This window comes from Pseudomonas sp. CF161, assembly GCF_000416215.1.
Lineage (GTDB): Bacteria > Pseudomonadota > Gammaproteobacteria > Pseudomonadales > Pseudomonadaceae > Aquipseudomonas.
Map to the genome: position 1 here is coordinate 87,917 of NZ_ATLP01000030.1, position 25,152 is coordinate 113,068.

Here is a 25,152-nt window from a genome sequence, read left to right on the forward strand (position 1 = left end):
CGCCCTGAGGTGCTTCACAGACTTAGATCTTGCCGACCAGGTCCAGGGATGGAGCGAGGGTGGCCTCGCCTTCTTTCCACTTGGCTGGGCAGACTTCGCCTGGGTGGGCGGCAACGTATTGAGCGGCCTTGATCTTGCGCAGCAGCTCGGAAGCGTCACGGCCTACACCGCCATCGTTGATTTCGACGATTTTGATCTGGCCTTCAGGGTTGATCACGAAGGTGCCACGGTCAGCCAGACCTGCTTCTTCGATCAGTACGTCGAAGTTGCGGGAGATGGTCAGGGTCGGGTCGCCGATCATGGTGTACTGGATTTTGCCGATGGCTGGCGAAGTGTTGTGCCAGGCAGCGTGGGCAAAATGGGTGTCGGTCGAGACGCTGTAGATTTCGACGCCCAGTTTCTGGAATTCGGCGTAGTTGTCGGCCAGGTCTTCCAGCTCGGTTGGGCAAACGAAGGTGAAGTCAGCTGGGTAGAAGAATACGACAGACCATTTGCCTTTCAGATCGGCGTCCGACACTTCGACGAATGCGCCGTTTTTGAATGCGGTTGCTTTGAACGGTTTAACTTGGCTGTTGATGATAGGCATCGTTGACTCTCCGTCAGTGGTTGAAAACTTGATGGGGAGGATCTTAGCCAAGCTGTCGCCGATACGCTCATTGGCAAACCTGATGCTACCGATTGGTTTTGACTATCAGCAGACTGTATTAATAGAAGAAACCCAAATCTACTGTTCGACCGGTTTTTCTTCGAGACGGGTCATGCCCAGGAACGGGCTGGCTTCGACGTAGCGCATGGCTGACTTCACGTCTTTCCAGCCGACATAACTCATCAGCGACTTCAGATCCCAGCCACTGCGATGAGCCCAGGTGGCAAACCCACGACGCAGTGAGTGGCTGGTGTAGGCTTCGGCCGCAATCCCGGCCCGCTCCAGCGCCTGGCGCAATAAAGGGATCACGCTGTTGGCATGCAGCCCCTGCTCGCTCAGATTGCCCCAGCGATCGATGCTGCGAAAAACCGGGCCGCGCACCAATGCCGCGCTGGCGATCCACTCGACATAGGCCTGCACCGGACAGAGCCGCTGCAACGATGGCGTCTGGTAGGTCCTGCCGAGGTTCTCTCGATCACTCTTGCTGCGCGGCACGTACACACTGATGCCGGAGCCGGGGATGGCCTGCACATGCTCGATGTGCAAGCGGCACAGCTCGTCGCTGCGAAAGCCGCGCCAGAAACCAAGCAGAATCAGCGCCGTATCTCGTCGGGCACGCAACAGGGCCGGCGTGTCCTCATCGACAATGGCCTGCCGTGCTTCCACAGCGAGGCAGTTGACCACCTGCTCCAGATGCTGCAACTGCAAAGGCTCGGCCTGTTTTTCCTGGACCGGATGCAAGGCGCGAATCCCCTTGAATACTTGCCGCACCACGGGCGCCTTGGTCGGATCAGCAAAACCCTGGCTGTTATGCCACTGCGCCAGGGCCGAAAGCCGCAGCTTCAGGGTGTTGATCGATAACTCACCAGCATAGGCCGCCAGATAGCGCGCCACGCTGTCGCTGGTGGCGGGCAGGAAACCACCCCAGCTCACCTCAAAATGTTCAATCGCGGCTCGATAGCTGCGCCGCGTGTTGTCACGCGTCGCGGCTTGCAGGTAACGATCCAGCTCACTCATGGGGGGCTTCGCTCTGAACGTACGGAAACTCGAAGAAAAAGCGTGCAAATTACTACTGACACGGGGTAATACCACTATATCCCATGTCATATATGCAAATGATTTTATTCAAACAATGCGCTATATTGTATGTAATTACATGGTACATACCACAACACGAAATCGTAGGAGAGCACATGGCTCGCGGCGGCATAAATAAAGCGGTGGTGCAAACGGCACGCCTGGCGATCCTGGCGCGCGGCGAGCACCCGAGCATCGACGCAGTACGCATCGAAATGGGCAATACCGGCTCGAAAACCACTATTCATCGTTATTTGAAGGAGCTGGATGACGGGCTTGCACGCACGGGCACCCCGCCCCAGGAGCTTGAGGACGAACTGGCACAGCTGGTTACGCGCCTTGCAGAGCGTCTGCGGGAGCAAGCCCAGGAGCCCATCGAGCAGGCCCAGGCACAATTTGCGGCGCACAAGCAGGGCCTCGAAGAGCGTCTCGCAGAGGCTGAAAACACACGGGCTCAACTGCAGCAGCAACTGGACGTTCAAGGCGTAGCGTTGGCTAATGAGAGCGCCACCCTGCTCAGCACCCGCTCCACGCTACAGAGCGAACAGACCCGCAATGCCGGCCTGAACCAGGCCTTGAGTGATTTCGAACTGCGCCTGAATGACAAGGACCAGCAGATCAGCTCCCTGGAAGACAAGCACCTGCACGCCCGCGACGCGCTGGAGCACTACCGCAGTGCGGTGAAGGACCAGCGCGAACAGGAGCAGCGACGCCACGAAGGGCAGTTGCAACAGGTTCAGATGGAGCTGCGTCAGGCACAGCAAAGCGCGTTGGTTCGCCAGGATGAGATCACCCAGCTGCATCGAGACAATGAGCGACTGTTCAGCGAGAACCGCGCCACTCAAAAAGAGCTGAAACAGGCTCAGGAGCAGGCAAAGAAGAGCGATGCGCGCATCGAGCAGCTGCTGGAGCAATCAGGCCGCATGGACAGCGACCGGACGCTGCTTCAGGAACGCCTGCGCGTAGCCCTTCTGGAGAGCCACGCGCTCAAGCAGCAAACTGAAGAGCAGGCCCGCAGCAACAAGGAGTTGGAACTGCGCGCGACCAAGGCCGAGGCCGGCCTTGAAGCCCTGCGCCTGGCCACGCAGCACAAGGCGCAGCCAGATGCACAGGAACCGCCGCCGAGCGCTTAGGCGCCGACCGGGGTGCGCATGGTGACGAACTCTTCGGCGGCGGTCGGGTGCACGCCGATGGTTTCGTCGAAGTCGCGCTTGGTTGCGCCAGCCTTCAAGGCAATAGCCAGGCCCTGAACGATCTCCCCCGCTTCAGGCCCGACCATGTGGCAGCCCAGGACCTTATCGGTCTTGGCGTCCACCACCAGCTTCATCAGCGTGCGCTCCTGGCATTCGGTCAGGGTCAGCTTCATCGGCCGGAAACGGCTTTCAAAAATCTGCACCTCGTACCCCTCCTCCCGCGCCTGCTCTTCGGTCAGGCCGACCGTACCGATATTGGGCAGGCTGAACACAGCGGTGGGGATCATCCGGTAATCCACCGGACGATACTGCTCAGGCTTGAACAGGCGCCGCGCCACAGCCATACCTTCGGCCAAGGCGACGGGTGTCAGCTGCACGCGGCCGATAACATCGCCAATGGCCAGGATCGAGGGCTCGGCGCTCTGATACTGCTCATCAACCTCGACAAAGCCACGCTCATCCAACTTGACCCCGGTATTTTCCAGGCCCAGGTTGTCGAGCATCGGCCGCCGACCCGTGGCATAGAACACACAGTCGGCCACCAGCTCTCGGCCATCCTTGAGGGTGACGTTCAGACTGCCGTCGGCCTGTTTGTCGATGCGCTTGATATCCGAATTGAACTGCAGGTTCATCCCGCGCTTGGTCAATTCTTCCTGCAAATGCTTGCGCACCGCACCATCGAAGCCCCGCAGGAACAGCTCACCGCGATACAGCAATGTGGTATCCGCGCCAAGGCCATGGAAAATCCCGGCAAACTCGACCGCGATGTATCCGCCCCCAACGACCAGGACACGCTTGGGCAGTTCCTTGAGGAAGAACGCCTCGTTGGAACTGATGGCGTGTTCACGCCCTGGAATATCCGGGATCTGCGGCCAGCCACCGGTGGCGATCAGGATGTGCTTGGCGGTGTAACGCTGGCCATTGACCTCCACCTGATGGGGATCGATCAGTTTGGCGTGGCCCTCGTGCAAGGTGACACCGCTGTTGACCAGCAGGTTGCGGTAAATCCCGTTGAGGCGATGGATTTCCCGATCCTTGTTGGCGATCAGGGTTGGCCAGTCAAAGCTCGCATCGCCCAGGGTCCAGCCGAACCCTTGGGCCTGCTCGAAGTCTTCGGCGAAGTGCGCGCCGTACACCAGAAGCTTCTTCGGCACACAGCCGACGTTGACGCAGGTGCCGCCCAGATAGCGACTCTCGGCCACGGCGACTTTCGCCCCAAAACCTGCGGCAAACCGCGCCGAACGCACACCGCCGGAACCGGCGCCAATTACATAAAGATCAAAATCGTAGGCCATTTCACTCTCCCAGGCAGGCTGACAGCATAACCGCAGATATCGATGCGGTCAGCGCAGTGCATTTAACATCGGGGCAGAAAACGAAAAAGCCACCCGAAGGTGGCTTTTCAGTACAGGGTCCCGCCAGGGCTATCAGTAAGCCTTGCCAGTCTTGTAGAAGTTCTCGAAGCAGAAGTTGGTTGCGTCGATATAGCCTTCGGCGCCGCCGCAGTCAAAACGCTTGCCTTTGAACTTGTAGGCCATCACGCAGCCGTTTTGCGCCTGCTTCATCAGGGCGTCGGTGATCTGGATTTCGCCGCCCTTGCCGGGTTCGGTTTGCTCGATCAGGTCGAAGATGTCCGGGGTCAGGATGTAACGACCAATGATCGCCAGGTTCGACGGTGCGTCTTCCGGCTTTGGCTTCTCGACCATGCTGTGTACGCGGTAGATGTCGTCGCGGATCATTTCGCCGGAGATTACGCCGTACTTGTGAGTTTCTTGCGGGTCGACTTCCTGGATGGCCACGATCGAGCAGCGGAACTGCTTGTACAGCTTGACCATCTGGGTCAGCACGCCGTCGCCGTCGAGGTTCACACACAAGTCATCCGCCAGGACCACGGCGAAAGGTTCGTCGCCAATCAGCGGGCGGCCGGTGAGAATAGCGTGGCCCAGACCTTTCATTTCGGTCTGACGGGTGTAGGAGAACGAGCACTCGTCGAGCAACTTGCGGATACCGACCAGGTATTTCTCTTTGTCGGTGCCCTTGATTTGGTTTTCCAGCTCGTAACTGATGTCGAAGTGGTCTTCGAGGGCGCGCTTGCCGCGACCGGTCACGATGGAGATTTGGTTCAATCCGGCATCCAGCGCTTCTTCAACGCCGTACTGGATCAGTGGCTTGTTCACCACTGGCAGCATTTCTTTAGGCATGGCCTTAGTCGCTGGCAGGAAGCGAGTGCCGTAACCGGCTGCTGGGAACAAGCATTTCTTGATCATATGAGTCCTTAAAAGGGCTGTGCTTACGAGTTCGGCGCAGTCTAATCAGGCGGCGAGCACCTTACAATGCCCCGCGCTGGCTAACCGCTGCCATCATAGAGAAATATTCAGGCAGATAGTTCCACAGCATCCTGCAGATCGCTCCCCAGGTAAATCACTGCTGCCCTGGCTGGAGGAAGTTTCAGAACAATCCCCTGTTGCCCCGAGCGGCAAATGCCACGCCCTTGAGAGGCGTTTGCCGCTATCATTACGCCCTTGATCCCGCTCACGAGACCTTTAGATGTCGGCAACAAAAAGCATAAACGGTTACCTGATCAGTAAAGCGCAAGATGGCCAATGGTGGGTGACCAGCAGCAGCGGCGAAAACATCGCCGGGCCGTTCGCCTCCGAAGCATTGGCGATTGAAGTGGCTTCGGTCCTGCAGGATCAGCCTCCGCCCCCGGCCCGGCGGCGCAACGCCAAGCCCTGAGCGCGCAATAACCGCATCGAGCCCTGCAACTAGCAGGGCTTTTTGATTGTCTGTACCGTAATGGCCGTTGGCTATAGCATCACGCCTTGGCCTCGGCAACCGCGCCGCCCCTACTCTTGAATGACGACAACCTACATGAACAGACTTTTGGCACTGACCGCTGTATTGGCTCTGAGTGGATGCGCGACGGCCTCCAACACTTACCTGGCAAACGGCGAACAAGGCCTGAGCATCGATTGCTCCGGCGAAGCCAGCTCCTGGGCCAGCTGCTACGAGAAGGCTGACGCCTCTTGTGCGGGCACGGGCTACCGGATCGTCGGCACTGAAGGCACCCCCTCCCTGAAAGAGAGCGAAAAAACCCTGGGCGTCGATGTCGGCAACTTCAAGAGCCGCAGCGTGGTGGTGGTGTGCAAATAACCGGCACCTGCCGGCCTACATATGAATCTCGGCGAACTTGATACCCAGGCCACGGATCGTCTCGACCAGCTCATCCAGTCGCGAGAATGACTCGACCTCGTCGTTGTCATCCACCAGGAAATAGCTGCGCCCGGCGCTCTTCTTGAAAAAAACGATCCACTCTCCCGAATTCGCCGGATTTTGAATCACATGGGTCGCAGAGATATTACCCTCTGCATGCCGCTCCCTTACTTGCTCACGCTTCATGCCTGCTCCCAAAAAGACAATGCCGCCAAAGCATGGGCTTTGACGGCATCAGTGACGATGGTCGACAGTTTATCGGATGCCTTGGCCAATCAAAACGCCATCCAGCGTCTGACCGTACAAATTCACCCCATCATTGGCGTGAAACTTGACCCGGGTTTTCTCGATCGAGCCTTCCACCAGCCGCGGATCCTGCGGCCGCTCATGCTTGTTGACGAACGCCGCTACATCCCAGGCCTGCTGATCACTCAGGGTTCCGGGCTTGCCCAGGGGCATGTTGTGCTTGATAAAGGACGCCGCCGTATTGATCCGGTGCATCCCCGCGCCCCAGTTGTAGGAGTCCTTGCCCCACAACGGTGGCATTACATAATCCTGCCCGACCTTCTGCCCTTGGCCGTTATCGCCGTGGCAAACCGCGCATTGCGCCTTGAACACCTGCTCACCACGGGCGATGTCGTAGCCCTGGGCCGGTTTGGGCACTTCGGGGTAACCGCGCCCCGGCAACTCAACGCCGAGCGGCGCCTTGCTCGCCAGCCAGTAGGCGTACACCGACAACGCGGTGATTTCCTTGCTGTCGGCTGCCGGCGGTGTGCCACCGTTCATGCTGAACTGGAAACAGCCCTGCAAGCGCTCGGCAAAGGTGTTGACCTTGTCGTTCTTTTGCCGGTACGCCGGGTACATCGGGTAGGCACCCCACAGCGGCGCCGAGTTGGCCACTCGCCCCTGGCCAAGGTGACAGTTGCTGCAATTGAGACCGTTGCCGACAAAATTGGGCGCCATGCGCTTGGTGTCGACAAACAGTGCATAGCCGTCACGGACCATCTTGCCGTAGGCGTTGTTCGGCAGTTCGCTCTCAGCCGGGGGCTGGAAGTATTGCCCGTGGCTGGCAGCCGCCGGGGTCTGCAACTGGCTCTGATCCTCCATGGCAATGGATGCCGCCTGTACCGAGGTGGCCAGCAAACCGAAGGCCAGCGGAAACGAAAAACGAATATTCATGGCCGGCTCTCCTGGCTGTTCACTTTGGAAAAATAATCAGCCACTGCCGTCACTTCCTCTGCGCTCAAGGACTTGGCGATGTGCCCCATCAGGTCGTCCGGGTCATTGCGTCGTGTGCCGTCGCGCCAGGCGTTCAGTTGGGCGCTCAGGTAGGCTGCGGATTGCCCGGCCAAAGGCGGGAAGGTCTGCCCCACCCCCACGCCACCCGGGCCGTGGCACGTCACACACTCTGGGACCTGACGATCCCAGGCCCCACGCAGGGCCAGGCGTTCGCCCAGGCTATTGGGCGTTGCACTGCGGGAAATGGCGGGGGTCGCCGGGGCAGGCATGGCGGCGAGCGTTTGAGTGACGGCGCGAATTTCGTCCTCGGCCAGGGCCTTGGCCAATGGCTGCATCACCGGGCTGGTGCGCGAACCACTGCGAAAATCTTCCAGCTGCTTGCTCAGATAGCCGGCCGGCAGCCCTGCCAGACGGGGAAACCCGGCGGCCGCCAGGCCCATTCCATCGGCTCCGTGACACGAGACACAGGCCATTGCAGCAGGCTGCGCGCCACCCTGGGTGAAGACTTTCTGCCCCTCCACGGCGTGGGCAGATTGAACGGACAACAGCATCAGACTACTCAGCAGTATTCGATCCAGTGGGATCATGTCGAACTCCATTATTTTAGTTATATGCTTAGGCCTACTTAATATAAGCCTAAAAACAGTCGGCAAATAGCCATCACTGCTACAACCGCAAAAACGGAGGCGACCCACTGCGCGCCTGATCAATCACCCACAAAAAAGCCCGCGGCGCTTCGAGACCCGAAGCGCGGCAGGCTGTTGAAAAAATAGAGCGGTGGTCAGCCGGAAATGCATTCCTCGGCGGCCTTGCGGATATCGCCCGGACGCATTGGAACGTTGGACATGCTCTCGTGCAGCTTGATGCTGCTGCCTCCCGAGCGCTCTTCAATATCAAACACCGCAGTCGGACCTGAAGACACTTTCTGCGGAACAATGATGCGCATGCCATCCTTGTGCGGCTCGATCTGCAAGGCTCCCCGGCTGCCGGCCAGCTTCTCGGTGACGCACTTGGCGTACTCCGGCGGCTTTTTCCCCGAAATCACGTTCAGGGTGGGCGGCGCCTGGTTAATATCCGAGACGGTCGCACAACCGCTGATCGCCAGAGCCAGAATCAACACACCCCACTTCATACAAATCCTCCAATAAAAACCGTCCGACAGTGTAAATGGTGTTTTTCTCCAGCGCGGGAGGTTTTATCGCTCATAAATCGGTAAATAACTGTTTTAAATTGTCAAACCCGGCGGGCGCGGCCCGCTACTACCCCGTGCGGCCTGATAAACTGCGCCATCTTTCAAGCTATCGTTTTGATTTTGTAGAAAAAGCCCTTCTGGAGGCGCCCATGAAATTTATCCACCAGCGCGAGCACCTCAACGAGGACGATATTGTCGTCATCGAATGCTCCCAGACCTGCAACATTCGCCTGATGAGCGACGCCAATTTCCGCAGCTTCAAGAATGGCGGTCGCCACAGCTACCACGGTGGCGCCTTCGACAAGTTCCCGGCCAAGATCACCGCGCCGAGCACCGGTTTCTGGAACATCACCATCGACACCGTGACCACCCGCGCCATCAGCGTTACCCGCAAGCCGAGCCTGAAGCATTCGATCAAGATCGTCCGCCGCTCCAGCTCGAAACTGCGCTGATTCCGCTCCCACCTCGCCAACCCAAGACAGGTACGCCCGTGGCTCAAACGACCAAGTACGTCATCAAATACAAGCTCAACGGCGAGCGTCGCTTCGAATTCGCCCAACTCGAGACCGGCACCCAGGAAGAAGCCCTGGCGGCCTTGCTGGCGTTACATGGCCAGTCCGAAGACGTGATCAGCGATGTCAGCGTGAGTAAAGCCCTGTAACACCCGCGCCCTGTCCGACGTCCCCTTCAAACGGCGCCGAGCCGGCATGTCCTCGGAGTGTCCCTTGAGCAGTCACAGCAGCGACTCCTTCCCCAGTCTCGGCCTGTTTACCGAGACTGATCTGGCACAACCCGCACGCACCGAACAGATCGGCCAGCAGTCCCGGGTACTGCGGGGGTTCGCCTTGCCTTGGATCGAGCGCCTGCTGCCGGCCCTCAGGTCGGTACTTGCCGCCGCGCCGTTTCGCAGCATGGTCACTCCCGGCGGCTTCACCATGTCGGTGGCCTTGAGCAGTTGCGGCAACCTGGGCTGGACCACCGACCCCAGTGGTTATCGCTACGCCCGCCTCGACCCGCAGACCGGCCAACCCTGGCCGGCAATGCCCGGGGTATTCGAGCAACTGGCCCGGGCCGCGGCCCAGGCCGCGGGTTTCGATGGCTTCAGCCCCGACTCCTGCCTGATCAACCGTTATGTCGCCGGGGCCAGGATGTCGTTGCACCAGGACAAGAACGAACGCGATTACAGTGCGCCCATCGTCTCGGTCTCCCTGGGTCTGCCGGCGATGTTCCTGTTTGGTGGCGAGCAACGTAGCGACCGACAACTGCGGGTCCCGTTGCTGCACGGTGATGTGGTGGTGTGGGGTGGCGTCGACCGGTTGCGCTTCCATGGCGTGCTGCCGCTCAAGGCTGGCCGCCATGAGCAAATGGGCGAGCAGCGGATCAACCTGACGTTTCGCCACGCGGGCTGACGCCCCGACTAGCTGCGACCGCCTCCAGCGCAACCCCCTGGCAACCACGTTTTAACGCATTGCCAGGGGCGTGACCTGTTGTCAGTGGCTGGCGACCGCTGCATCCGTCGAATGAACGCCGATATAGACCGCAACCGAGTCCGGGCCGGTATAGACCTCGAAATCCGTAGCGAACTTGCGGCGCAACTCGGGACGGTCTTCGAAGTAGGCCCAGACCAGGCCCCAGGTCTGGATCACGCTGTCGGGCAGCGGCCCCTTGGCGCTGAACACCAGGTATTGGCCACCCTCGACCTGCACCGACTGATAGCCCTCGGCCGCACCGGTCACTTCAACCCCGGCGGTGACATCAAAGGCTCCCGTGGCATCGGACTCATACCCGGAGTACACGCCATAAACAAAGGAGTCAGGCTCGCGAGGTTCGATCTTTTCGAACAGCCCTTCGATAAAAAAACGCGCCCACATCGGGCCGATCTGCGCCGTCTCCGGCTGTTGCTCAGTGGCGTTGAGGGTTCGCACCTGCAAACCGGCAACACTGAACGGCAACACCTCACGCATTTTTACATCCATGGGCCTTATTCCTTGTTCAGGTATTGATTGAAATTGATTATTGGCCAGCAGGTCAGCGGTTGACGTCCACCACCACCCGACCGCGCAACTGGCCCGCCAGTAAGCGCGGTGCGGCCTCGATGGCTTCGCTCAAGCCGATTTCGTGGCTGATCAGCGGCAGCAGCGCCGGGTCAAGATCCTGACCCAGACGGTCCCAGGCCAGAACACGCAAGGCTTTGGGCTGAGTCACGCTGTTGATCCCCGCCAGGGTCACGCCGCGCAGGATAAACGGCGCAACCGATGCCGGGAAGTCCATGCCCTGGGCCAGGCCACAGGCCGCGACCGTGCCATTGGCCCGGGTTGCAGCACAGGCATTGGCCAGGGTGTGGCTGCCCACCGAGTCGATAACCGCGGCCCAGCGCTCCTTGGCCAGGGGTTTGCCAGGTTGGGAAAGGCTGGCGCGGTCGATGATGTCACTGGCCCCCAATTGCTGCAGGTAGGCGTGTTCTGCAGTACGCCCGGTTGAGGCCACCACCCGATACCCCAGGCGTGCCAGGAGGGCGATGGAAAAGCTGCCAACCCCGCCATTGGCCCCGGTGACCAGCACTTCGCCCTGATCCGGCGTGACGCCATGACGTTCCAGCGCGAGGATCGCGAGCATCGCCGTGTAACCTGCGGTGCCGATGGCCATGGACTGGGCCGCGCTGAAGGCCTTGGGCAAGGGGATCAGCCAGTTCCCGTCAAGCCGGGCCTTCTGTGCCAGTCCGCCCCAATGCCCCTCGCCGACACCCCAGCCATTGAGCAGCACCTCGTCACCCACCTGGTAGTCGGGATGGGCGCTGGCTTCGACCGTGCCGGCCAGGTCGATCCCCGGCACCATGGGAAAGCTGCGCACCACCGGGCTGCTGCCGGTAATGGCCAAGCCATCCTTGAAATTCAGTGTGCTGTAGGCCACACGCACCGTCACGTCCCCCGGCGGCAACTGCTCTTCGCTGATCTGCTGCAGATTGGCGCGATAACCCTGCTCGTCTTTCTCGATCAAAATGCCGTTGAACATGACTGTCTCCCGAATGGCCCGTGGCTCTGATTGCCCGTGGCAGGGTAATGAACTTCGACCTTGAATCACAAGGCACCAACCTCCCGCTCGGCCAAGGCAAAGGGCCGTTCGCCAGGCACTAATGATGCCGGTGCTGGCCTGCGTGCGCCGCGGCGGGCATGGGGCGTTGAAGCTGGCTGCCGGAGTAACCGCTACAGTCGGGCTCTACAGGGACCTGGGCAGCCTTTTGACCCTTCAGGCGATAAAGTCGGCTGGCCTTTTCCAGGTGACTCCTGCTACAAACCCTGGCGCTGTCGTCATTACTTTTACTGCGCAGAGGAGTTGCACATGAGCCAATGGCCTGACACCCGAATTGTTGACTTGCTGGGGATCGAACTGCCGATCATTCAAGCCCCGATGGCCGGTGCCACCGGCTCCGCCATGGTTATCGCGGCGGCCCAGGCCGGCGCGCTGGGCTCCCTGCCCTGCGCCATGCTCAGCCCGGAACAGATTCGCCAGGAAGTGCAGAACATTCGCCAGGCCACCCAGGCCCCGCTGAACCTGAACTTCTTCTGCCACCAGACGCCTGCCCCCGATCCCGAGCGCGATGCCCAGTGGAAAAACCTGCTGCAACCCTATTACCGCGAACTGGGCGCCGACTTCGACGCACCCACCCCGATCAGCAGCCGCGCGCCCTTCGACCACGTGAGTTGCGAGCTGGTGGAGGAACTGCGCCCGGAAATCGTCAGCTTCCACTTCGGCTTGCCGGAGCCCTCGCTGCTGGAGCGGGTCAAGGCCACCGGGGCGAAAATCCTGTCGTCGGCCAGTACTGTCGATGAGGCCGTCTGGCTCGAACAGCATGGCTGCGACGCGATCATCGCCATGGGCTACGAAGCCGGCGGCCACCGGGCGATTTTCCTCGGCGACGACCTCAACAGCCAGGTCGGGACCATGGCCCTGGTGCCGCAGATCGTCGACGCGGTAACGCTGCCGGTGATCGCGGCCGGTGGCATCGGTGATGCCAGGGGCATTGTGGCCGCGTTTGCCCTGGGCGCCTCGGCGGTGCAAATGGGCACGGCCTACCTGTTTACCCCGGAGGCCAAGATCAGCGCGGCCCATCACCAGGCCCTGCGCAGTGCCAAAGAGAGCCAGACCGCGCTGACCAACCTGTTCACCGGCCGCCCGGCGCGGGGCATCGTCAACCGGATCATGCGTGAAATCGGCCCGATCAACCCGCTGGCTCCGGCGTTCCCCCTGGCCGGTGGCGCCTTGATGCCATTGCGCGCCAAGGACGATGCCGACTTCGCCAACCTCTGGTCAGGCCAGGCCCTGCGCCTGGGGGTTGAGTTATCCACCCATGAACTGACCCGACGCCTGGCTGAGCAAGCCCTGGCCCAGCTGGCCCGGCGCTGAGGGTTCGACACCACGATTGCCCGCGGGATGGCACGCCGTTCACCCCATCCCGCAGCAGAGTTCCGTTCGTCGGCGATTCGCTATATATTCCGCTATACAGCGATTACCCCCCTCGCTTCGGCGCAGTCCACTTCCAACAACAAACTGCCCAGCGCACTTGCCCTCAACGGAGCCGTTTCATGACCATTCGTGCCTCAGGTTTTGCCCCGACTTGCCTCGCCACCCTCCTCGCCGTGTTTGCCTTCGGCTCGGCCCAGGCCGATGAAGTGCAGGTTGCCGTCGCCGCCAACTTCACCGCGCCGATCCAGGCCATTGCCGCTGACTTCGAAAAGGACACCGGACACAAACTGGTCGCAGCCTACGGCGCCACCGGGCAGTTCTATACCCAGATCAAGAACGGCGCGCCGTTCGAAGTGTTCCTGTCGGCTGACGACACCACGCCGCAAAAGCTGGAAACCGAAGGCGATACCGTCAAAGGCTCGCGCTTCACCTACGCCATCGGCACCCTGGCCCTGTGGTCGGCCAAGGAAGGTTATGTCGACAGCAAAGGCAAAGTGCTCAAGGACAACCAGTACCAGCACCTGTCCATCGCCAACCCGAAAGCCGCACCTTATGGCCTGGCTGCCACTCAGGTCCTGGCCAAGCTCGGCCTGACCGACCAGGTCAAGAGCAAGATCGTTGAAGGCCAGAACATCACCCAGGCCTATCAGTTCGTGTCCACCGGTAACGCCGAGCTGGGGTTTGTCGCCCTGTCGCAGATCTACAAGGACGGTAAAGTCAGCAGCGGTTCGGCGTGGATCGTTCCGGCCGAGATGCACGACCCGATCAAACAGGACGCGGTGATCCTCAACAAAGGCAAGGACAACCCGGCCGCCAAGGCACTGGTTGACTACCTCAAGGGCGCGAAAGCCGCCGCCGTCATCAAATCCTACGGTTACCAACTCTAAATGCCGCTGGCGAGTGCCGACTTTTCCGCGATCTGGCTGACCCTGAAGCTGGCATCGCTGACGACCCTGATCCTGCTGGTCATCGGCACTCCGATCGCCCTCTGGCTGTCGCGCACCCGCTCCTGGTGGCGCGGGCCGATCGGCGCGGTGGTGGCCCTGCCCCTGGTGCTGCCACCGACGGTGATCGGCTTTTACCTGCTCCTGGCCCTTGGCCCCCACGGTTATATCGGCCAGCTCACCCAGTCCCTCGGGCTGGGCACCCTGACCTTCAGTTTCAGCGGCCTGGTGATAGGTTCGGTGATCTACTCCATGCCGTTTGTGGTCCAGCCGCTGCAAAACGCATTCTCGGCCATCGGCACCCGCCCGCTGGAAGTCGCGGCGACCTTGCGCGCCAACCCGTGGGACACCTTCTTCAGCGTGGTCCTGCCCCTGGCTCGACCCGGGTTCATCACCGCGTCGATCCTGGGTTTCGCCCACACCGTCGGTGAGTTCGGCGTGGTGTTGATGATCGGCGGCAATATCCCGGACAAGACCCGTGTGGTTTCGGTGCAGATCTACGATCACGTCGAAGCCATGGAATACGCCCAGGCCCATTGGCTGGCAGGGGCCATGCTGGTGTTCTCGTTCCTGGTGTTGCTGGCGCTCTACTCCAGCCGCAAGACCAAAGCCGGCTGGAGTTGAACCCCATGAGTTCCGAGATTCGCGTCAGCCTCACCCTGGATTATCAGGACTTTGCCCTGGACCTCGACCTGCAGCTTCCGGGGCGTGGCGTCACCGCCCTGTATGGCCATTCCGGCTCGGGCAAGACCACCTGCCTGCGCTGCATCGCCGGGTTGGAAAAAGCCGGGCAAGGCCTGGTACAGATCAACGACGAAGTGTGGCAGGACAGCCGCAGGAAGATCTTCGTCCCGCCCCATAAGCGCTCCCTGGGTTATGTGTTCCAGGAAGCCAGCCTGTTTCCCCACCTGTCGGTGCAAGCCAACCTCGAATTCGGCCTGCGGCGCATTCCGCGCGCCCAACGCAAAGTCGACATGGCCCACGCCACCGACCTGCTGGGCATCGGCCACCTGCTCGAACGCCACCCGCATAACCTGTCGGGCGGCGAGCGCCAGCGCATCGGCATCGCCCGCGCCCTGCTGACCAGCCCCAGGCTGTTGCTGATGGACGAGCCCCTCGCGGCGCTGGACGCCAAGCGCAAAAGCGAGATCCTGCCCTACCTCGAACGCCTGCATGACGAACTGGATATTCCGGTGCTGTACGTCAGCCACTCCCAGGACGAAGTCGCGCGGCTGGCCGACCATATCGTGTTGCTCAGCGAGGGCAAGGCCCTGGCCAGCGGTCCCATCGGCGACACCCTGGCCCGGCTCGATCTGCCCCTGGCCCTGGGCGATGACGCCGGCGTGGTGATCGAGGGCCGGGTCAGCCACTACGATGCCAACTACCAACTGGTGACCCTGCAACTGCCCGGCAGCCAGCTGACGATACGCGTGGCCCATGCGCCCCTGGCCATCGGCAAGAGCCTGCGCTTCAAGGTGCAGGCACGGGACGTCAGCCTCAGCCTGCAAGCCGGCGAACACAGCAGCATCCTCAATCGCCTGCCGGTCACGGTCAGCCAGGAAACCGCCGCCGACAACAGCGCTCACGTGCTGGTGCGCCTTGATGCCGCTGGTACACCGTTGCTGGCACGGATCACCCGCTTCTCCCGCGACCTCCTGGCGCTGCACCCCGGCCAGCAGCTGTGGGCGCAAATCAAGGCGGTCGCGGTCCTCGCCTGAGGCACTCGAAAATCCTTGGCACGACTGCCGGACGCCGTGGTCAATCCGATACAGGCCCGCTCGTTTTGCCAAGGATTACTGCCATGCCCGACACCACACTGCCCGTCGACCTGCCACCCGACCTGCATTACGTCGATGACAGCCAGCCCGGTATCCGGCGCAAAAAGCTGCGCGGCAAATTCTGCTATTTCGACGCCGATGGCCAACGCCTTAAGGATACGGACGAGATCAAGCGCATCAACGCCCTGGCCGTACCGCCGGCCTACAGCGATGTGTGGATCTGTGCCGACCCGCGCGGCCACCTGCAAGCCACCGGCCGTGATGCCCGGGGCCGCAAGCAGTACCGCTATCACGCGCGCTGGCGCGAAGTGCGCGACGCCGACAAATACTCGCGCATGCTGGAATTCGGGGGCGCCCTGCCAAAACTGCGCCGCCAACTGGAGGCGCTGCTGGCGGCGCCCGGGTTCAGTCGGGACAAGGTCATGGCCACCGTCATCACCTTGCTCGACGCCACGCTGATTCGCGTCGGCAACAGCCAATATGCCCGCGACAACCGTTCCTACGGCCTGACCACCCTGCGCAGCCGGCACGTTGCAGTCAAAGGCAGTGCGATCCTGTTCCAGTTCCGCGGCAAGAGCGGCATCGAGCATCAGATCACCATCAAGGATCAACGCCTGGCCCGCATCATCAAGCGCTGCCTGGAGCTGCCGGGGCAAAACCTGTTCCAGTACCTGGACGAAAACGGAGAGCGCCACAGTGTCAGTTCCTCGGACGTCAACGCTTACCTGCAAACCCTGACCGGCGCCGATTTCACCGCCAAGGATTACCGCACCTGGGCCGGCAGCACCCTGGCCCTGGCGGTACTGCGCGAACTGCAATGGGAGTCGGAAACCGAGGCCAAAAAACACATCGTCGAGATGGTGAAAGGCGTCTCCCGCCAACTGGGCAACACCCCGGCCGTGTGCCGCAAGTGCTACATCCACCCCGCCGTGCTCGACAGCTTTCTGCTCGGCGAACTGGCCAAGCTGCCCAAGCCCAGGAACCGCAAGGGGCTCAAGGCAGAAGAGGTGGGCCTGGCGATGTTTCTGGAAAACCTGGTGGATCAAGTCGCCGCCCGTTGACGCACACCCGGGTTGTCAAAGGCCCGGGCTGCGCGTTAGGCTGTGCGCCCTCTCCCGTTCCAGGACGATTGCCGACGTGAACAACTAAGCCTTCCAAAATGTACTCGCAACAAGCCGCCCCGGCGCTTGTTGGCTTTTTTCGACATTTTCTGGAGGTGCTGATGACTCACGTCACACGGCTGCCTGCGCTGGTCTCTTTGCACCAGCTGAGTTTTCAATTGGCCAATGGCCAAACCCTGTTCGAAGCCCTCGACCTCAGTTTCAACCCCCTGCCTACCGGCCTGGTCGGGCGCAATGGCGTGGGTAAATCCGTGCTCGCACGCTTGATTGCCGGCGAACTTGCCCCTGCCAGCGGCAGCATCCATCGCAACGCCCGGGTCAAATACCTCGCCCAGCAGCCGGACATCGCACCCGGCCGCAGCGTCGCCCAGGTCGCAGGACTGGCCGAGGCCCTGGACACCCTTGAGCGATTGGGCGCTGGCACCGCCTCCCTTGAGGACCTGGAGCAACTGGATGAACGCTGGGACTTGGCCGAACGCCTGCGACGCCAGCTGGACGCTGCCGACCTCGTTGATATCGGGCCAGACACGGCGGCGGCCCACCTCAGCGGTGGCCAGTTGGCCCGGGTCGCCATGATCGGCGCCCTGCTGAGCGGGGCCGATCTGCTGGTGCTGGACGAGCCGACCAACCACCTCGATGCCCAGGGCCGGCGCTGGCTGCTGGCACAACTGCAACAGTGGCGTGGCGGCCTGATCGTGATCAGCCATGACCGCCACCTGCTGGCCCACATGCAGCGCATCGTCGAGCTGACGCCCCAGGGCGCCCGGGTCTATGGCGGCAACTATGCCGTGTTCCAGCAGCAGCGGCTGACCGAAAGTGACGCAGCCCAGGCCGCCCTCGAGCAGGCACGAACCGAGCGCAGCCGGCAGCGCAAACGCCTGCAGCACGAACACGACAGCATCCAGCGCCACGCCGCCGGCGCCCGCAAAAATGCCGACACCGCTAATGTTTCCCGCTTCGAGCGGGCGAAGATGAAAGGTGCGGCGCAGGACATCATGGGCCACGTGCGCCATGCCCATCAGGCGCAAAAAACCGAGCTCGACCAGCAGGTCAGCCAGGCCTACGCCCGGGTGCTGCCAGACACCCCGACCGTGGTCACACTGCCCGGAAGCGCAGTGCCCGGCGGCCAGCAGCTGTTCTGCCTGACTGCCGCACAACTGCCGTGGCTACCCGCCAATGCACCTTCAAGCTACGTCACCTGCAGCGCCAGCGGGCCGTTGCGGATTGCCCTTCGCGGGCCCAACGGCTGCGGCAAATCGACCCTGCTGAATATGCTCGCCGGCAACCTTCAGCCTTTGAGTGGTGAGTGCCGGGTCGGGGTCCCGGGGGCCTATCTCGACCAGCAACTGGCCCTGCTCGACCCCGAGCGCTCGATTGTCCAGCACCTGGGCTTGCTCGATACGCCGTTAAACGAAGGCGAACTGCGCAGTCGCCTGGCGCAGTTGCAACTCGATGCCCGGCGGGTGACCCAGCCTTGCGGCCAATTGAGCGGTGGCGAACGCTTGAAAGCGGCGCTGGCGGTCGCCTTGTGGAGCGCAACTCCCGCCAGGCTCCTGCTGCTGGATGAGCCCACCAACCACCTGGATCTGGAATCGATACAGGCCTTCGAAGCGGCGCTGCGGGGCTTTCCCGGGGCGATGGTGGTGGCGTCCCACGATGAGGATTTTCTGGCGGCCCTGGCGCCCAGCCATCAACTGCAATGGACCACCCAGGGCTGGGCCTTTACCCAGGTCACGCCATGAATGCGTTGCCCGGCCTTACGGTTGCAGCCCCTGTTTCAGTCATACGGTCTTGCAGCAACACACCACGCGGCGGCGGGCCACATGATAATGTTCCGCCGCCCCTCACCAACAAGGATCGTTAAACCATGAAATTCGGTTACACCATCGTCTACGTCCCCGACGTTGCTGCCTCGTTGACATTCTTCGAACAGGCTTTCGGTTTCAGCCGCCGGTTCCTGCATGAGTCCGGCACCTATGGCGAACTGGAGAGCGGCGCTACCACCCTGGCCTTCGCCGCCCATGAACTGGCGGCCATGAATTTCGCCAGCGGTCATGTCGCCGCCCACTCCTCGCCGCAGCCCCTGGGGATCGAACTGGGGCTGGTTACCGACGATGTCCCTGCGGCTCATGCCAAGGCCCTGGCCCAGGGCGCCAGCGAACTCTCGGCGCCCAGCGCCAAGCCCTGGGGGCAGACGGTGTCTTATCTGCGCTGCCCGGACGGGACTCTGGTGGAATTGTGTACCCCGATTCACCCCTGAGCCCGCGGTGTCTATCTGAGCTTGACCGCGGTGCCGGTGACAAACACCACCACCATCCGACCGCGACCTGACGACATGCTGATTTCGTAATCCAGGCCAACCACCGCGTCCGCCTGAAGCACCTCGGCGCGCTGGCGGATTTCCTCGGTGGCCTGGGCCCGCGCCTCTTTCAGGGCGCGCTCCAGGGTCTGTGAACGGCCGCCGAAGAAGTCGCGCAGGCCGGCAGAGAAATCGCGCACGACGTTAATCCCCTGGACCGACTCGGCGCTGACGATATCCAGGTAGGCGGCAATCGTCCGGCCTTCAATGCTGTGGGTGGTGGTCAAAATCATGCGGTTCTCCGTGGCCCAGCCTGCGCGCCGGCGTAAATACGCCAGCGCACGTAAAAAACCATCGACACCCGGAGGCGTCGCTGCGGGTGGGCAATAAAAAAGCCCCGCTCGTAGGCGGGGCACGTCTCAAGGCTTCAGGGGCCACTCTTCATCGCGCTCCGAAAGGCTTTTGCCGTCATCCGGGTGCTTCCAGGTCTGTGGCGGCGGCTCATCGTGCTCGACGAGGTCCTGATCCTGGTCCTGCGGCTGTTGAGGGTGTTTCTTATGCTCGTCAGTCATGCCCAGCTCTCCTGCAAAGGGTCAGATCCAGCCCGGTTCAGGGTAGAACATCTGTCGGCGGATGCTCCGGCCCCGCAGGCCACCTTGAACAGGAAATGACTCACAACCTTGCCGTGGATCAGGCAAAGATGAATTTTCTTTCACTGTGCCCGGCACCATCGCTGGTTATAGTCCGCCTGCTCATTCAAGAAACGACGTTCGCCCGCTCTCCCGCGGGCTTTTTTTTGCCTGCTCAAAAGACCCGGGGCTGGACTGACGTAAGCCTCGACCTGCCTCATTCCAGACCAGGCAGCTCCTTGCAGTCCTTCAGGATGGATTCTTCTTCGGCAGTGTGGTCGGCAGCCATAAACGACAACATGCCGCGGTCACCCTTGGTGTGCCAGCGATAACTGTTCTGTTCGTCGTCGGCCACATACAACGCGCCGGAGCCGGACTGGCTGATGTGCATGGGAATCAGATGCCCTTTGTATTCAAGCGTGGCGAATGAGTCGCCATTGGGCAGATTCAGATAAGCCGCCTCAATGCGCATTCCGCCTTCGCACTGGTAGCGAGCAACCGTACTTTGAGCGGCCTGCTCTTGAGAGTCGTCGGCCTGATCGAGGTCATCCGTTGCTGCGTGGCTGAGCAAGGGCGAGGCCAGAAACACCAGCAAAGCAGCGGACCTGAAACATGGAGAAAGCATGGGCTGAACCCTGGAAAATTGATCGTCCCTATCGGACGTTCGAGGCAGGGTTAAGTTCATGCCGAAAGGTATGCGCCGGAGGGGAAAAGTTTGCAGTGCTGGTCGATAAAACCTGTTCATCGAGACAACCCATAACCTGCACAACTATGAAGGTGAAACAGTGACTGCGACTAAATTTCAGGCAAAAAAAATCCCAAGTAGCTGATGGAAACTTGGGATTAAAAATGCATAAACCGTGGTAGGTGAACGCGACGCAATCTTATCTTATCAGCGACAGATGTAACAAGATATTTGACGCCTTTCGTCGGAATTAAAATCACCTAAGTCCTTAAATAACCACATGTTTTTAAAGGTGTACGGTTTGCAGGGATTAATAATCGCCCTGTTTTGGCGCACGTTTAAGGGGCTGAAACGGTGGCTGAAGTTCAATAAAACACCTGCCAATAACAGCCCTCTCTCCAAGGCAGCAAAGGGAGGGCCCTGCCGTAAAAAAACGCCCCAAAAAAGTGCACACGCCAACCGTCCGCTATTTGCCGAATCTTTCCTTCATGCATCCAATACCCGCGCCCGGGAAGTGACACAAAAAAGACGCGTCAGGCGCTTTGCGGGAAAAAAATTGAATCTGGTATGCCATGTCGAGTGACAGCCTCCGACGCCGAGTACTCGGTGCGCGCTCAACGCTGACAGTGCCGCTGTTAGCGTTGTTGCAGCGCTGCCCGTGGGCTCCAAACTCCGCTTGTTTAGCCCGCTTCTTGCGTGCCGGTACCCGCCATCGCTCGCCTCTGCGGGCGTCACACGCTCATAAACTTTCTTGTTGTGCAGCAACAAGTTTATTTGTTGGACGCCTCCCCCCCGAGCCGCAATGATGCGGGCCACTGACGCTCGACCTTCCAGGTCAAATAATAAAAAACCGAGTCGGGCTGCACGCCAAGCTCAGGAAGCGAACCAGACTGCTGAGGTCTTCTTCACTTCCGGCTGTTCTGGCGCCGCGGCACGCTGCTAAGGACCTCCACTCCATGCAAACTGTTGTGAATTTATGGCCGCTGATAGGCGTGCTCGTCATCGTGGTCGGCTTCGTCCTGCGCTTCAATCCGCTGCTGGTGGTGACCGCCGCCGCGATTGCCACGGGTGTTGCCGCTGACTTTTCCCTGGAGAAAATCCTCGCCGCCATGGGCGACGGCTTCATGGAAACCCGCGCCCTGCAACTGATCCTGTTATTGCCCCTGGCCGTCATCGGCCTGCTTGAACGCCATGGCTTGCGCCTGCACGCGCAGAACTGGATCGCCCGCTTCGAACGGGCCACCGTCGGGCGCCTGCTGATCATTTACCTGTTTGTTCGCGAAAGCACGGCCGCCATGGGTCTGACCAGCCTTGGCGGTCACCCGCAAATGGTCCGCCCGTTACTGGCCCCCATGGCGGAAGGCGCTGCGGAAAAACGCTATGGCCCGCTGCCGCAAGTGCTGCGTCACAAGGTCCTGGCCATGTGCGCCGCCACCGATAACGTGGGGCTGTTTTTTGGCGAGGACATCTTTGTTGCCTTCGGCGCGATTGCGTTGATGCACACCTTCCTGCTGGGTTCGGGGATTGATGTCGAGCCACTGCATATCGCCTTCTGGGGCATTCCCACGGCGATTTGCGCCTTCATCATTCACGCGATACGCCTGCACCGATTCGACCGCATGCTGAGCCGCAAACTGTCGTCCACTGACCGCCATGCCTCCCCAGTGGAGACCGCAGCATGATCATTTCCATTGAGTACCTGTACTGGCTGGCCGGGGTGCTGCTGCTGATTACCGCGGGCATGATCCTGGTTGACCGCAGCCATCCCAAGCGTTGGTCCAGCGGCCTGTTCTGGCTGTTGTTCGCCATGGTCTTCCTGATTGGCGAGCGCCTGCCCACGGTCGTGATAGGCGCCGGGGTGGTGCTGATGGCGCTGATCGCCGGCCTGGGTGGCGTGGGCCGCGGCGCTCACGCCGAGTTGCATGTCAAGGCGGCACGAGCCAGCGCCGGACGCCTGGGGCACAAGCTGTTCATCCCTGCGCTGGCGATTCCGCTGACCACGGTAATCGGCTCGGTACTGCTCAAACACTACGAGATTGGCGGCGTACCGCTGCTTGACCCGAAAAACACAACCTTTGTCTCCCTGGGCGTGGGCTGCCTGATCGCCCTGGCGCTGGCCTGCTGGCTGACCCGGGACACGCCGTTGCAAGCCTTGCGCGAATCGCGGCGCCTGACCGAAGCGCTGGGCTGGACCATGGTCTTGCCGCAGATGCTGGCGATGCTCGGGTTGCTGTTCAATGACGCCGGCGTCGGCAATGCCGTGGCGCACGTGGCCACCACCTATATCAACCTGGACTTCCGTTTGGTCGCGGTGATGGTCTACGTGCTGGGTATGGCGCTGTTCACGGTGATCATGGGCAACGGTTTTGCGGCGTTCCCGGTCATGACCGGCGGTGTCGGAGTGCCGGTACTGGTGGGCGTGTACGGTGCCAACCCCGCGGTGATGGCGGCGATCGGCATGTTCTCCGGCTACTGCGGCACGCTGATGACGCCGATGGCGGCCAACTTCAATATCGTGCCGGCGGCCCTGCTCGAACTGCCCGACAAGAACGCCGTTATCAAGGCCCAACTGCCGACCGCGCTGATGATGCTGCTGGTCAATATCGTTCTTCTTTACCTGCTGATGTGAGGCAATGATGCGTACTGTGCTGCTGACGGGTTTCGAACCCTTCGACCAAGACACCATCAACCCATCCTGGGAGGCCGTGCGCCGCCTGGACGGCACCGACCTGTGCGATGGCGTACGAATCATCGCCCGCCAGTTGCCCTGTGCATTTGTCACCTCGGGTACACGCTTGAATGAACTGCTCGCCGAGCACAGCCCGAAGATGGTCATCGCCACCGGCCTGGCCTCGGGTCGCAGCGAGCTGTCCATCGAGCGCGTGGCGATCAACCTCAACGATGCGCGTATCCCGGATAACCTGGCCTATCAGCCGATAGACACCGCGGTCGAGGCTGGTGGCCCGGCGGCGTACTTCAGCACGCTGCCGATCAAGGCCATGGTCAAGGCCCTGCGCGAAGCCGGGATTCCTGCGGCGGTGTCGCAGACCGCCGGCACCTTTGTCTGCAACAAGGTGTTCTACAGCCTGCAGCACGCCCTGGCCGGTTCAGGGGTCCGCAGCGGGTTTATCCACGTGCCCTACCTGCCCGAACAGGTTGCGCGCAGTGCACCCGGGCAACCTTCACTGGCTCTGGAAACACTGGTCGAAGGCCTGCGAATCGCCACTTTGAGTGCCTGGAACACCCAGGCCGATATCGCAGAAAGCGGCGGCCAAGTCAGCTGATCCCGCACAGTGCGATGAGGGTCGCCGCCTAGCACCGACATTGACTTATCGGCAACACACCCCCAGGATCCGCCGATGAACAACATTCGCCACACCGCCATGATGCGCCCGTACATGACCGCCTTCGGCGGGTCGTGAGGGCATACGCAGCGCTGTTGACGTATGACCAAAAAGGCCCCGCCAGCGATGGACGGGGCCTTTTGGTTTCCGGGTCCTGCTGGCTTCAAGGAGAAACGCCATGCTCACATTCAGACCCGCCAGGGAAGCGGATGCCCAGGCCTGCTGGGACATCCGGGTTGAGGCCATAAGAGCCGGCTGCTCAAGGGTGTATAGCCCCGAGCAGATCCGTGTCTGGACCAGCGACAGCCCTACCCCCGCCTATGCCGCCATGGTCGAGCGCCACTACCAGTTGGCAAGCATTGAGCAGCAGATCGTCGGTACCGGGATGATCGATCTGCAGACCGGCAAGGTGGATGCCATTTTTATCAGGCCAACGTTCATGGGCCTGGGCGTAGGCCGGCAGATGCTGGCGCACCTGGAGCAACTTGCCCGGGAGCAGCACCTGCGCCAGGTCAGCCTGGAGTCGACGCTCAACGCCGCGCCGTTTTACCGACACTGTGGCTACGCGGGAGAGCAGATCGCGACCTATGAGTCGCCACTCGGTATCTCCTTGGACTGCGTCCCCATGAGCAAAACATTGCACCATTCGTTCGAGCAATGACCGGCCGTTGAATTACCATGGGCGGCGTTTTTTATTGGCCGCCCATAAGGAGATCCCGCGCCCATGAGTGAGTTTGATTTTACCCAATTGCAGGCCGACCTCGAGTCCGCCTCGAGGCTGGCGCTGCTCCAGATCGCCAACGCCCATCCCGAAGAAACACTGTGCAGCTTCGCCCTCTACAGCGATTGCGGGGCCATGACCGCCTGCATCGCCAGCAATACCCGGAGCCACCAGCAGCGGCATCAGGCCGAAAACCCCGATGACCAGGCCTACTACAAATTCTCCCCGGCAGAGTGGTGTTTCGAAGGCCAGGGCGCCGATCAGGAAATCGGCCAGATCTGCACCCGACTGCGGGAACACACCCTGGATATCGAGGACGACCCCGGCTTCGATGCTTTCCGCGACCAGCTGTACCAGACCTGCGTCCAGGCCCTGGAGAACTTGCGCAACCAAGGGGTTTTCTCCGGCTTCGGCGAGGACTTCCTGCTGGTATTCGCGGTGTCGGATGACGACCCGGATCCCGCCGTCGAACTGGCCAATCTCAGCCGCCTGAACTCGCCCGCCACTGTCGAGGAATACAAGGCCTGGCAAGCCACCTGGGCCGGGTAATAAACCCTCGAGGCTGGCAGCTCGATACGCTGTGGCCTCAGGCAGTCGCCCTTGTTTG

Annotated in this window: 31 protein-coding genes; 18 read left to right on the forward strand and 13 right to left on the reverse strand. The window is 61.3% G+C overall.

Annotation, left to right across the window (positions count from 1 at the left end; translation table 11 throughout):
• Positions 1-22 precede the first annotated feature (22 nt).
• Both ahpC and CF161_RS00915 read right to left on the reverse strand, forming a co-directional pair.
• Positions 23-586: an alkyl hydroperoxide reductase subunit C gene (gene ahpC / locus CF161_RS00910; protein WP_020294651.1), complete on the reverse strand. Its 564-nt coding sequence runs from the start codon at positions 584-586 to the stop codon at positions 23-25.
• A gap of 138 nt (positions 587-724) precedes the next feature.
• Positions 725-1,663, reverse strand: a complete 939-nt coding sequence (locus CF161_RS00915; RefSeq protein WP_020294652.1) for a site-specific integrase — start codon at positions 1,661-1,663, stop codon at positions 725-727.
• Positions 1,664-1,839: 176 nt separating this feature from the next.
• On the opposite strand from CF161_RS00915, the gene CF161_RS00920 reads away from it, so the two are divergent.
• Positions 1,840-2,856: a DNA-binding protein gene (locus CF161_RS00920; RefSeq protein WP_020294653.1), complete on the forward strand. Its 1,017-nt coding sequence runs from the start codon at positions 1,840-1,842 to the stop codon at positions 2,854-2,856.
• Here CF161_RS00920 and gorA read toward each other — a convergent pair.
• Positions 2,853-4,211: a glutathione-disulfide reductase gene (gene gorA / locus CF161_RS00925; protein WP_020294654.1), complete on the reverse strand. Its 1,359-nt coding sequence runs from the start codon at positions 4,209-4,211 to the stop codon at positions 2,853-2,855. The two genes, CF161_RS00920 and gorA, sit on opposite strands and share 4 nt — an antisense overlap.
• A 132-nt stretch (positions 4,212-4,343) precedes the next feature.
• Positions 4,344-5,183, reverse strand: a complete 840-nt coding sequence (gene galU / locus CF161_RS00930) for a UTP--glucose-1-phosphate uridylyltransferase GalU (RefSeq protein ID WP_020294655.1) — start codon at positions 5,181-5,183, stop codon at positions 4,344-4,346.
• A gap of 280 nt (positions 5,184-5,463) precedes the next feature.
• Between galU and CF161_RS00935 the strand changes: the two genes are divergently transcribed.
• A complete protein-coding gene (locus tag CF161_RS00935; protein ID WP_020294656.1) occupies positions 5,464-5,652 on the forward strand; it encodes a hypothetical protein in 189 nt (62 codons plus the stop codon).
• Between the two features lie 135 nt (positions 5,653-5,787).
• On the forward strand, positions 5,788-6,069 hold the full coding sequence (locus CF161_RS00940) for a hypothetical protein (RefSeq protein WP_043228295.1): 282 nt from the start codon (positions 5,788-5,790) through the stop codon (positions 6,067-6,069).
• A gap of 15 nt (positions 6,070-6,084) precedes the next feature.
• Here the strand turns inward: CF161_RS00940 and CF161_RS00945 are convergent, their stop codons facing one another.
• From CF161_RS00945 to CF161_RS00960, 4 genes are all read right to left on the reverse strand, one after another.
• Positions 6,085-6,315: a hypothetical protein gene (locus CF161_RS00945; RefSeq protein WP_020294658.1), complete on the reverse strand. Its 231-nt coding sequence runs from the start codon at positions 6,313-6,315 to the stop codon at positions 6,085-6,087.
• A 69-nt stretch (positions 6,316-6,384) separates the two neighbouring features.
• Positions 6,385-7,308, reverse strand: a complete 924-nt coding sequence (locus CF161_RS00950; RefSeq protein ID WP_020294659.1) for a c-type cytochrome — start codon at positions 7,306-7,308, stop codon at positions 6,385-6,387.
• Positions 7,305-7,955 carry a cytochrome c gene (locus tag CF161_RS00955; protein WP_043228298.1) on the reverse strand — a complete coding sequence of 217 codons (651 nt, stop codon included), beginning with the start codon at positions 7,953-7,955 and terminating at the stop codon, positions 7,305-7,307. Before CF161_RS00955 ends, CF161_RS00950 begins: the two co-directional genes overlap by 4 nt.
• A 194-nt stretch (positions 7,956-8,149) precedes the next feature.
• Positions 8,150-8,500, reverse strand: a complete 351-nt coding sequence (locus CF161_RS00960) for a hypothetical protein (protein WP_020294661.1) — start codon at positions 8,498-8,500, stop codon at positions 8,150-8,152.
• Positions 8,501-8,709: 209 nt separating this feature from the next.
• On the opposite strand from CF161_RS00960, the gene CF161_RS00965 reads away from it, so the two are divergent.
• The 3 genes from CF161_RS00965 to alkB are packed head-to-tail and all read left to right on the forward strand — an operon-like array spanning position 8,710 to position 9,969.
• The gene (locus CF161_RS00965) at positions 8,710-9,012 is read left to right on the forward strand and encodes a DUF1883 domain-containing protein (protein WP_020294662.1); all 303 of its coding nucleotides are present in this window, start codon (positions 8,710-8,712) and stop codon (positions 9,010-9,012) included.
• 38 nt (positions 9,013-9,050) lie between these two features.
• Positions 9,051-9,221 carry a hypothetical protein gene (locus tag CF161_RS33050; RefSeq protein ID WP_020294663.1) on the forward strand — a complete coding sequence of 57 codons (171 nt, stop codon included), beginning with the start codon at positions 9,051-9,053 and terminating at the stop codon, positions 9,219-9,221.
• Between the two features lie 46 nt (positions 9,222-9,267).
• Positions 9,268-9,969 (forward strand): DNA oxidative demethylase AlkB, encoded by a 702-nt coding sequence (gene alkB, locus CF161_RS00970; RefSeq protein ID WP_043228300.1) that lies wholly within the window; start codon positions 9,268-9,270, stop codon positions 9,967-9,969.
• Between the two features lie 81 nt (positions 9,970-10,050).
• Here alkB and CF161_RS00975 read toward each other — a convergent pair whose 3' ends face one another.
• Both CF161_RS00975 and CF161_RS00980 read right to left on the reverse strand, forming a co-directional pair.
• Positions 10,051-10,536 carry a GyrI-like domain-containing protein gene (locus CF161_RS00975; RefSeq protein WP_020294665.1) on the reverse strand — a complete coding sequence of 162 codons (486 nt, stop codon included), beginning with the start codon at positions 10,534-10,536 and terminating at the stop codon, positions 10,051-10,053.
• Between the two features lie 52 nt (positions 10,537-10,588).
• Complete coding sequence (locus CF161_RS00980) at positions 10,589-11,572, reverse strand: MDR family oxidoreductase (RefSeq protein WP_020294666.1); 984 nt, start codon at positions 11,570-11,572, stop codon at positions 10,589-10,591.
• A gap of 327 nt (positions 11,573-11,899) precedes the next feature.
• On the opposite strand from CF161_RS00980, the gene CF161_RS00990 reads away from it, so the two are divergent.
• From CF161_RS00990 to CF161_RS01020, 7 genes are all read left to right on the forward strand, one after another.
• Positions 11,900-12,964 (forward strand): nitronate monooxygenase family protein, encoded by a 1,065-nt coding sequence (locus CF161_RS00990; RefSeq protein WP_020294667.1) that lies wholly within the window; start codon positions 11,900-11,902, stop codon positions 12,962-12,964.
• Positions 12,965-13,143: 179 nt separating this feature from the next.
• Positions 13,144-13,911 (forward strand): molybdate ABC transporter substrate-binding protein, encoded by a 768-nt coding sequence (gene modA, locus CF161_RS00995; RefSeq protein ID WP_020294668.1) that lies wholly within the window; start codon positions 13,144-13,146, stop codon positions 13,909-13,911.
• Positions 13,912-14,592: a molybdate ABC transporter permease subunit gene (gene modB, locus CF161_RS01000; protein ID WP_020294669.1), complete on the forward strand. Its 681-nt coding sequence runs from the start codon at positions 13,912-13,914 to the stop codon at positions 14,590-14,592.
• A 5-nt stretch (positions 14,593-14,597) separates the two neighbouring features.
• Complete coding sequence (gene modC, locus CF161_RS01005) at positions 14,598-15,686, forward strand: molybdenum ABC transporter ATP-binding protein (RefSeq protein ID WP_020294670.1); 1,089 nt, start codon at positions 14,598-14,600, stop codon at positions 15,684-15,686.
• A gap of 83 nt (positions 15,687-15,769) precedes the next feature.
• On the forward strand, positions 15,770-16,807 hold the full coding sequence (locus CF161_RS01010) for a DNA topoisomerase IB (protein WP_020294671.1): 1,038 nt from the start codon (positions 15,770-15,772) through the stop codon (positions 16,805-16,807).
• Between the two features lie 161 nt (positions 16,808-16,968).
• Complete coding sequence (locus tag CF161_RS01015) at positions 16,969-18,609, forward strand: ABC-F family ATP-binding cassette domain-containing protein (protein WP_043228370.1); 1,641 nt, start codon at positions 16,969-16,971, stop codon at positions 18,607-18,609.
• A 125-nt stretch (positions 18,610-18,734) separates the two neighbouring features.
• Complete coding sequence (locus tag CF161_RS01020; RefSeq protein ID WP_020294673.1) at positions 18,735-19,127, forward strand: VOC family protein; 393 nt, start codon at positions 18,735-18,737, stop codon at positions 19,125-19,127.
• An 11-nt stretch (positions 19,128-19,138) separates the two neighbouring features.
• On the opposite strand, the gene CF161_RS01025 is transcribed toward CF161_RS01020, so the two are convergent.
• The 3 genes from CF161_RS01025 to CF161_RS01030 all read right to left on the reverse strand — a co-directional run bounded on the left by CF161_RS01025 (position 19,139) and on the right by CF161_RS01030 (position 20,384).
• Positions 19,139-19,459, reverse strand: a complete 321-nt coding sequence (locus tag CF161_RS01025) for a YbjQ family protein (protein ID WP_020294674.1) — start codon at positions 19,457-19,459, stop codon at positions 19,139-19,141.
• Positions 19,460-19,585: 126 nt separating this feature from the next.
• A complete protein-coding gene (locus CF161_RS33055; RefSeq protein ID WP_020294675.1) occupies positions 19,586-19,738 on the reverse strand; it encodes a hypothetical protein in 153 nt (50 codons plus the stop codon).
• 274 nt (positions 19,739-20,012) lie between these two features.
• Positions 20,013-20,384 (reverse strand): MliC family protein, encoded by a 372-nt coding sequence (locus tag CF161_RS01030; RefSeq protein ID WP_256206301.1) that lies wholly within the window; start codon positions 20,382-20,384, stop codon positions 20,013-20,015.
• Positions 20,385-21,436: 1,052 nt separating this feature from the next.
• Between CF161_RS01030 and CF161_RS01035 the strand changes: the two genes are divergently transcribed.
• The 5 genes from CF161_RS01035 to CF161_RS01055 all read left to right on the forward strand — a co-directional run bounded on the left by CF161_RS01035 (position 21,437) and on the right by CF161_RS01055 (position 25,094).
• Positions 21,437-22,162 carry a DUF969 domain-containing protein gene (locus tag CF161_RS01035; RefSeq protein ID WP_020294677.1) on the forward strand — a complete coding sequence of 242 codons (726 nt, stop codon included), beginning with the start codon at positions 21,437-21,439 and terminating at the stop codon, positions 22,160-22,162.
• Positions 22,159-23,109, forward strand: a complete 951-nt coding sequence (locus tag CF161_RS01040) for a DUF979 domain-containing protein (RefSeq protein ID WP_020294678.1) — start codon at positions 22,159-22,161, stop codon at positions 23,107-23,109. The genes CF161_RS01035 and CF161_RS01040 overlap by 4 nt, the downstream gene beginning before the upstream one ends.
• A 7-nt stretch (positions 23,110-23,116) precedes the next feature.
• Positions 23,117-23,764, forward strand: coding sequence for a pyroglutamyl-peptidase I (pcp, locus tag CF161_RS01045; protein ID WP_043228375.1), 648 nt, complete (start codon positions 23,117-23,119; stop codon positions 23,762-23,764).
• Positions 23,765-24,002: 238 nt separating this feature from the next.
• Positions 24,003-24,485: a GNAT family N-acetyltransferase gene (locus CF161_RS01050; protein WP_020294680.1), complete on the forward strand. Its 483-nt coding sequence runs from the start codon at positions 24,003-24,005 to the stop codon at positions 24,483-24,485.
• A 63-nt stretch (positions 24,486-24,548) separates the two neighbouring features.
• On the forward strand, positions 24,549-25,094 hold the full coding sequence (locus CF161_RS01055) for a DUF4303 domain-containing protein (protein ID WP_020294681.1): 546 nt from the start codon (positions 24,549-24,551) through the stop codon (positions 25,092-25,094).
• Positions 25,095-25,152 lie beyond the last annotated feature (58 nt).

Bases quoted from the DNA above. Each gene is read 5' to 3' on its own strand.
- CF161_RS00915 (WP_020294652.1), bottom strand. From the start codon at position 1,663: ATGAGTGAGCTGGATCGTTACCTGCAAGCCGCGACGCGTGACAACACG.
- modA (WP_020294668.1), top strand. From the start codon at position 13,144: ATGACCATTCGTGCCTCAGGTTTTGCCCCGACTTGCCTCGCCACCCTC.
- CF161_RS00960 (WP_020294661.1), bottom strand. From the start codon at position 8,500: ATGAAGTGGGGTGTGTTGATTCTGGCTCTGGCGATCAGCGGTTGTGCG.
- pcp (WP_043228375.1), top strand. From the start codon at position 23,117: ATGCGTACTGTGCTGCTGACGGGTTTCGAACCCTTCGACCAAGACACC.
- gorA (WP_020294654.1), bottom strand. From the start codon at position 4,211: ATGGCCTACGATTTTGATCTTTATGTAATTGGCGCCGGTTCCGGCGGT.
- CF161_RS01025 (WP_020294674.1), bottom strand. From the start codon at position 19,459: ATGATTTTGACCACCACCCACAGCATTGAAGGCCGGACGATTGCCGCC.
- CF161_RS00975 (WP_020294665.1), bottom strand. From the start codon at position 10,536: ATGGATGTAAAAATGCGTGAGGTGTTGCCGTTCAGTGTTGCCGGTTTG.
- CF161_RS00920 (WP_020294653.1), top strand. From the start codon at position 1,840: ATGGCTCGCGGCGGCATAAATAAAGCGGTGGTGCAAACGGCACGCCTG.
- CF161_RS01010 (WP_020294671.1), top strand. From the start codon at position 15,770: ATGCCCGACACCACACTGCCCGTCGACCTGCCACCCGACCTGCATTAC.
- galU (WP_020294655.1), bottom strand. From the start codon at position 5,183: ATGATCAAGAAATGCTTGTTCCCAGCAGCCGGTTACGGCACTCGCTTC.
- CF161_RS01055 (WP_020294681.1), top strand. From the start codon at position 24,549: ATGAGTGAGTTTGATTTTACCCAATTGCAGGCCGACCTCGAGTCCGCC.
- alkB (WP_043228300.1), top strand. From the start codon at position 9,268: ATGTCCTCGGAGTGTCCCTTGAGCAGTCACAGCAGCGACTCCTTCCCC.
- CF161_RS01035 (WP_020294677.1), top strand. From the start codon at position 21,437: ATGCAAACTGTTGTGAATTTATGGCCGCTGATAGGCGTGCTCGTCATC.
- CF161_RS01040 (WP_020294678.1), top strand. From the start codon at position 22,159: ATGATCATTTCCATTGAGTACCTGTACTGGCTGGCCGGGGTGCTGCTG.
- CF161_RS01020 (WP_020294673.1), top strand. From the start codon at position 18,735: ATGAAATTCGGTTACACCATCGTCTACGTCCCCGACGTTGCTGCCTCG.
- CF161_RS00950 (WP_020294659.1), bottom strand. From the start codon at position 7,308: ATGAATATTCGTTTTTCGTTTCCGCTGGCCTTCGGTTTGCTGGCCACC.
- modB (WP_020294669.1), top strand. From the start codon at position 13,912: ATGCCGCTGGCGAGTGCCGACTTTTCCGCGATCTGGCTGACCCTGAAG.
- CF161_RS00935 (WP_020294656.1), top strand. From the start codon at position 5,464: ATGTCGGCAACAAAAAGCATAAACGGTTACCTGATCAGTAAAGCGCAA.
- CF161_RS00945 (WP_020294658.1), bottom strand. From the start codon at position 6,315: ATGAAGCGTGAGCAAGTAAGGGAGCGGCATGCAGAGGGTAATATCTCT.
- CF161_RS00990 (WP_020294667.1), top strand. From the start codon at position 11,900: ATGAGCCAATGGCCTGACACCCGAATTGTTGACTTGCTGGGGATCGAA.
- CF161_RS01015 (WP_043228370.1), top strand. From the start codon at position 16,969: ATGACTCACGTCACACGGCTGCCTGCGCTGGTCTCTTTGCACCAGCTG.
- ahpC (WP_020294651.1), bottom strand. From the start codon at position 586: ATGCCTATCATCAACAGCCAAGTTAAACCGTTCAAAGCAACCGCATTC.
- CF161_RS00980 (WP_020294666.1), bottom strand. From the start codon at position 11,572: ATGTTCAACGGCATTTTGATCGAGAAAGACGAGCAGGGTTATCGCGCC.
- modC (WP_020294670.1), top strand. From the start codon at position 14,598: ATGAGTTCCGAGATTCGCGTCAGCCTCACCCTGGATTATCAGGACTTT.
- CF161_RS00940 (WP_043228295.1), top strand. From the start codon at position 5,788: ATGAACAGACTTTTGGCACTGACCGCTGTATTGGCTCTGAGTGGATGC.
- CF161_RS33055 (WP_020294675.1), bottom strand. From the start codon at position 19,738: ATGACTGACGAGCATAAGAAACACCCTCAACAGCCGCAGGACCAGGAT.
- CF161_RS01050 (WP_020294680.1), top strand. From the start codon at position 24,003: ATGCTCACATTCAGACCCGCCAGGGAAGCGGATGCCCAGGCCTGCTGG.
- CF161_RS00965 (WP_020294662.1), top strand. From the start codon at position 8,710: ATGAAATTTATCCACCAGCGCGAGCACCTCAACGAGGACGATATTGTC.
- CF161_RS00955 (WP_043228298.1), bottom strand. From the start codon at position 7,955: ATGATCCCACTGGATCGAATACTGCTGAGTAGTCTGATGCTGTTGTCC.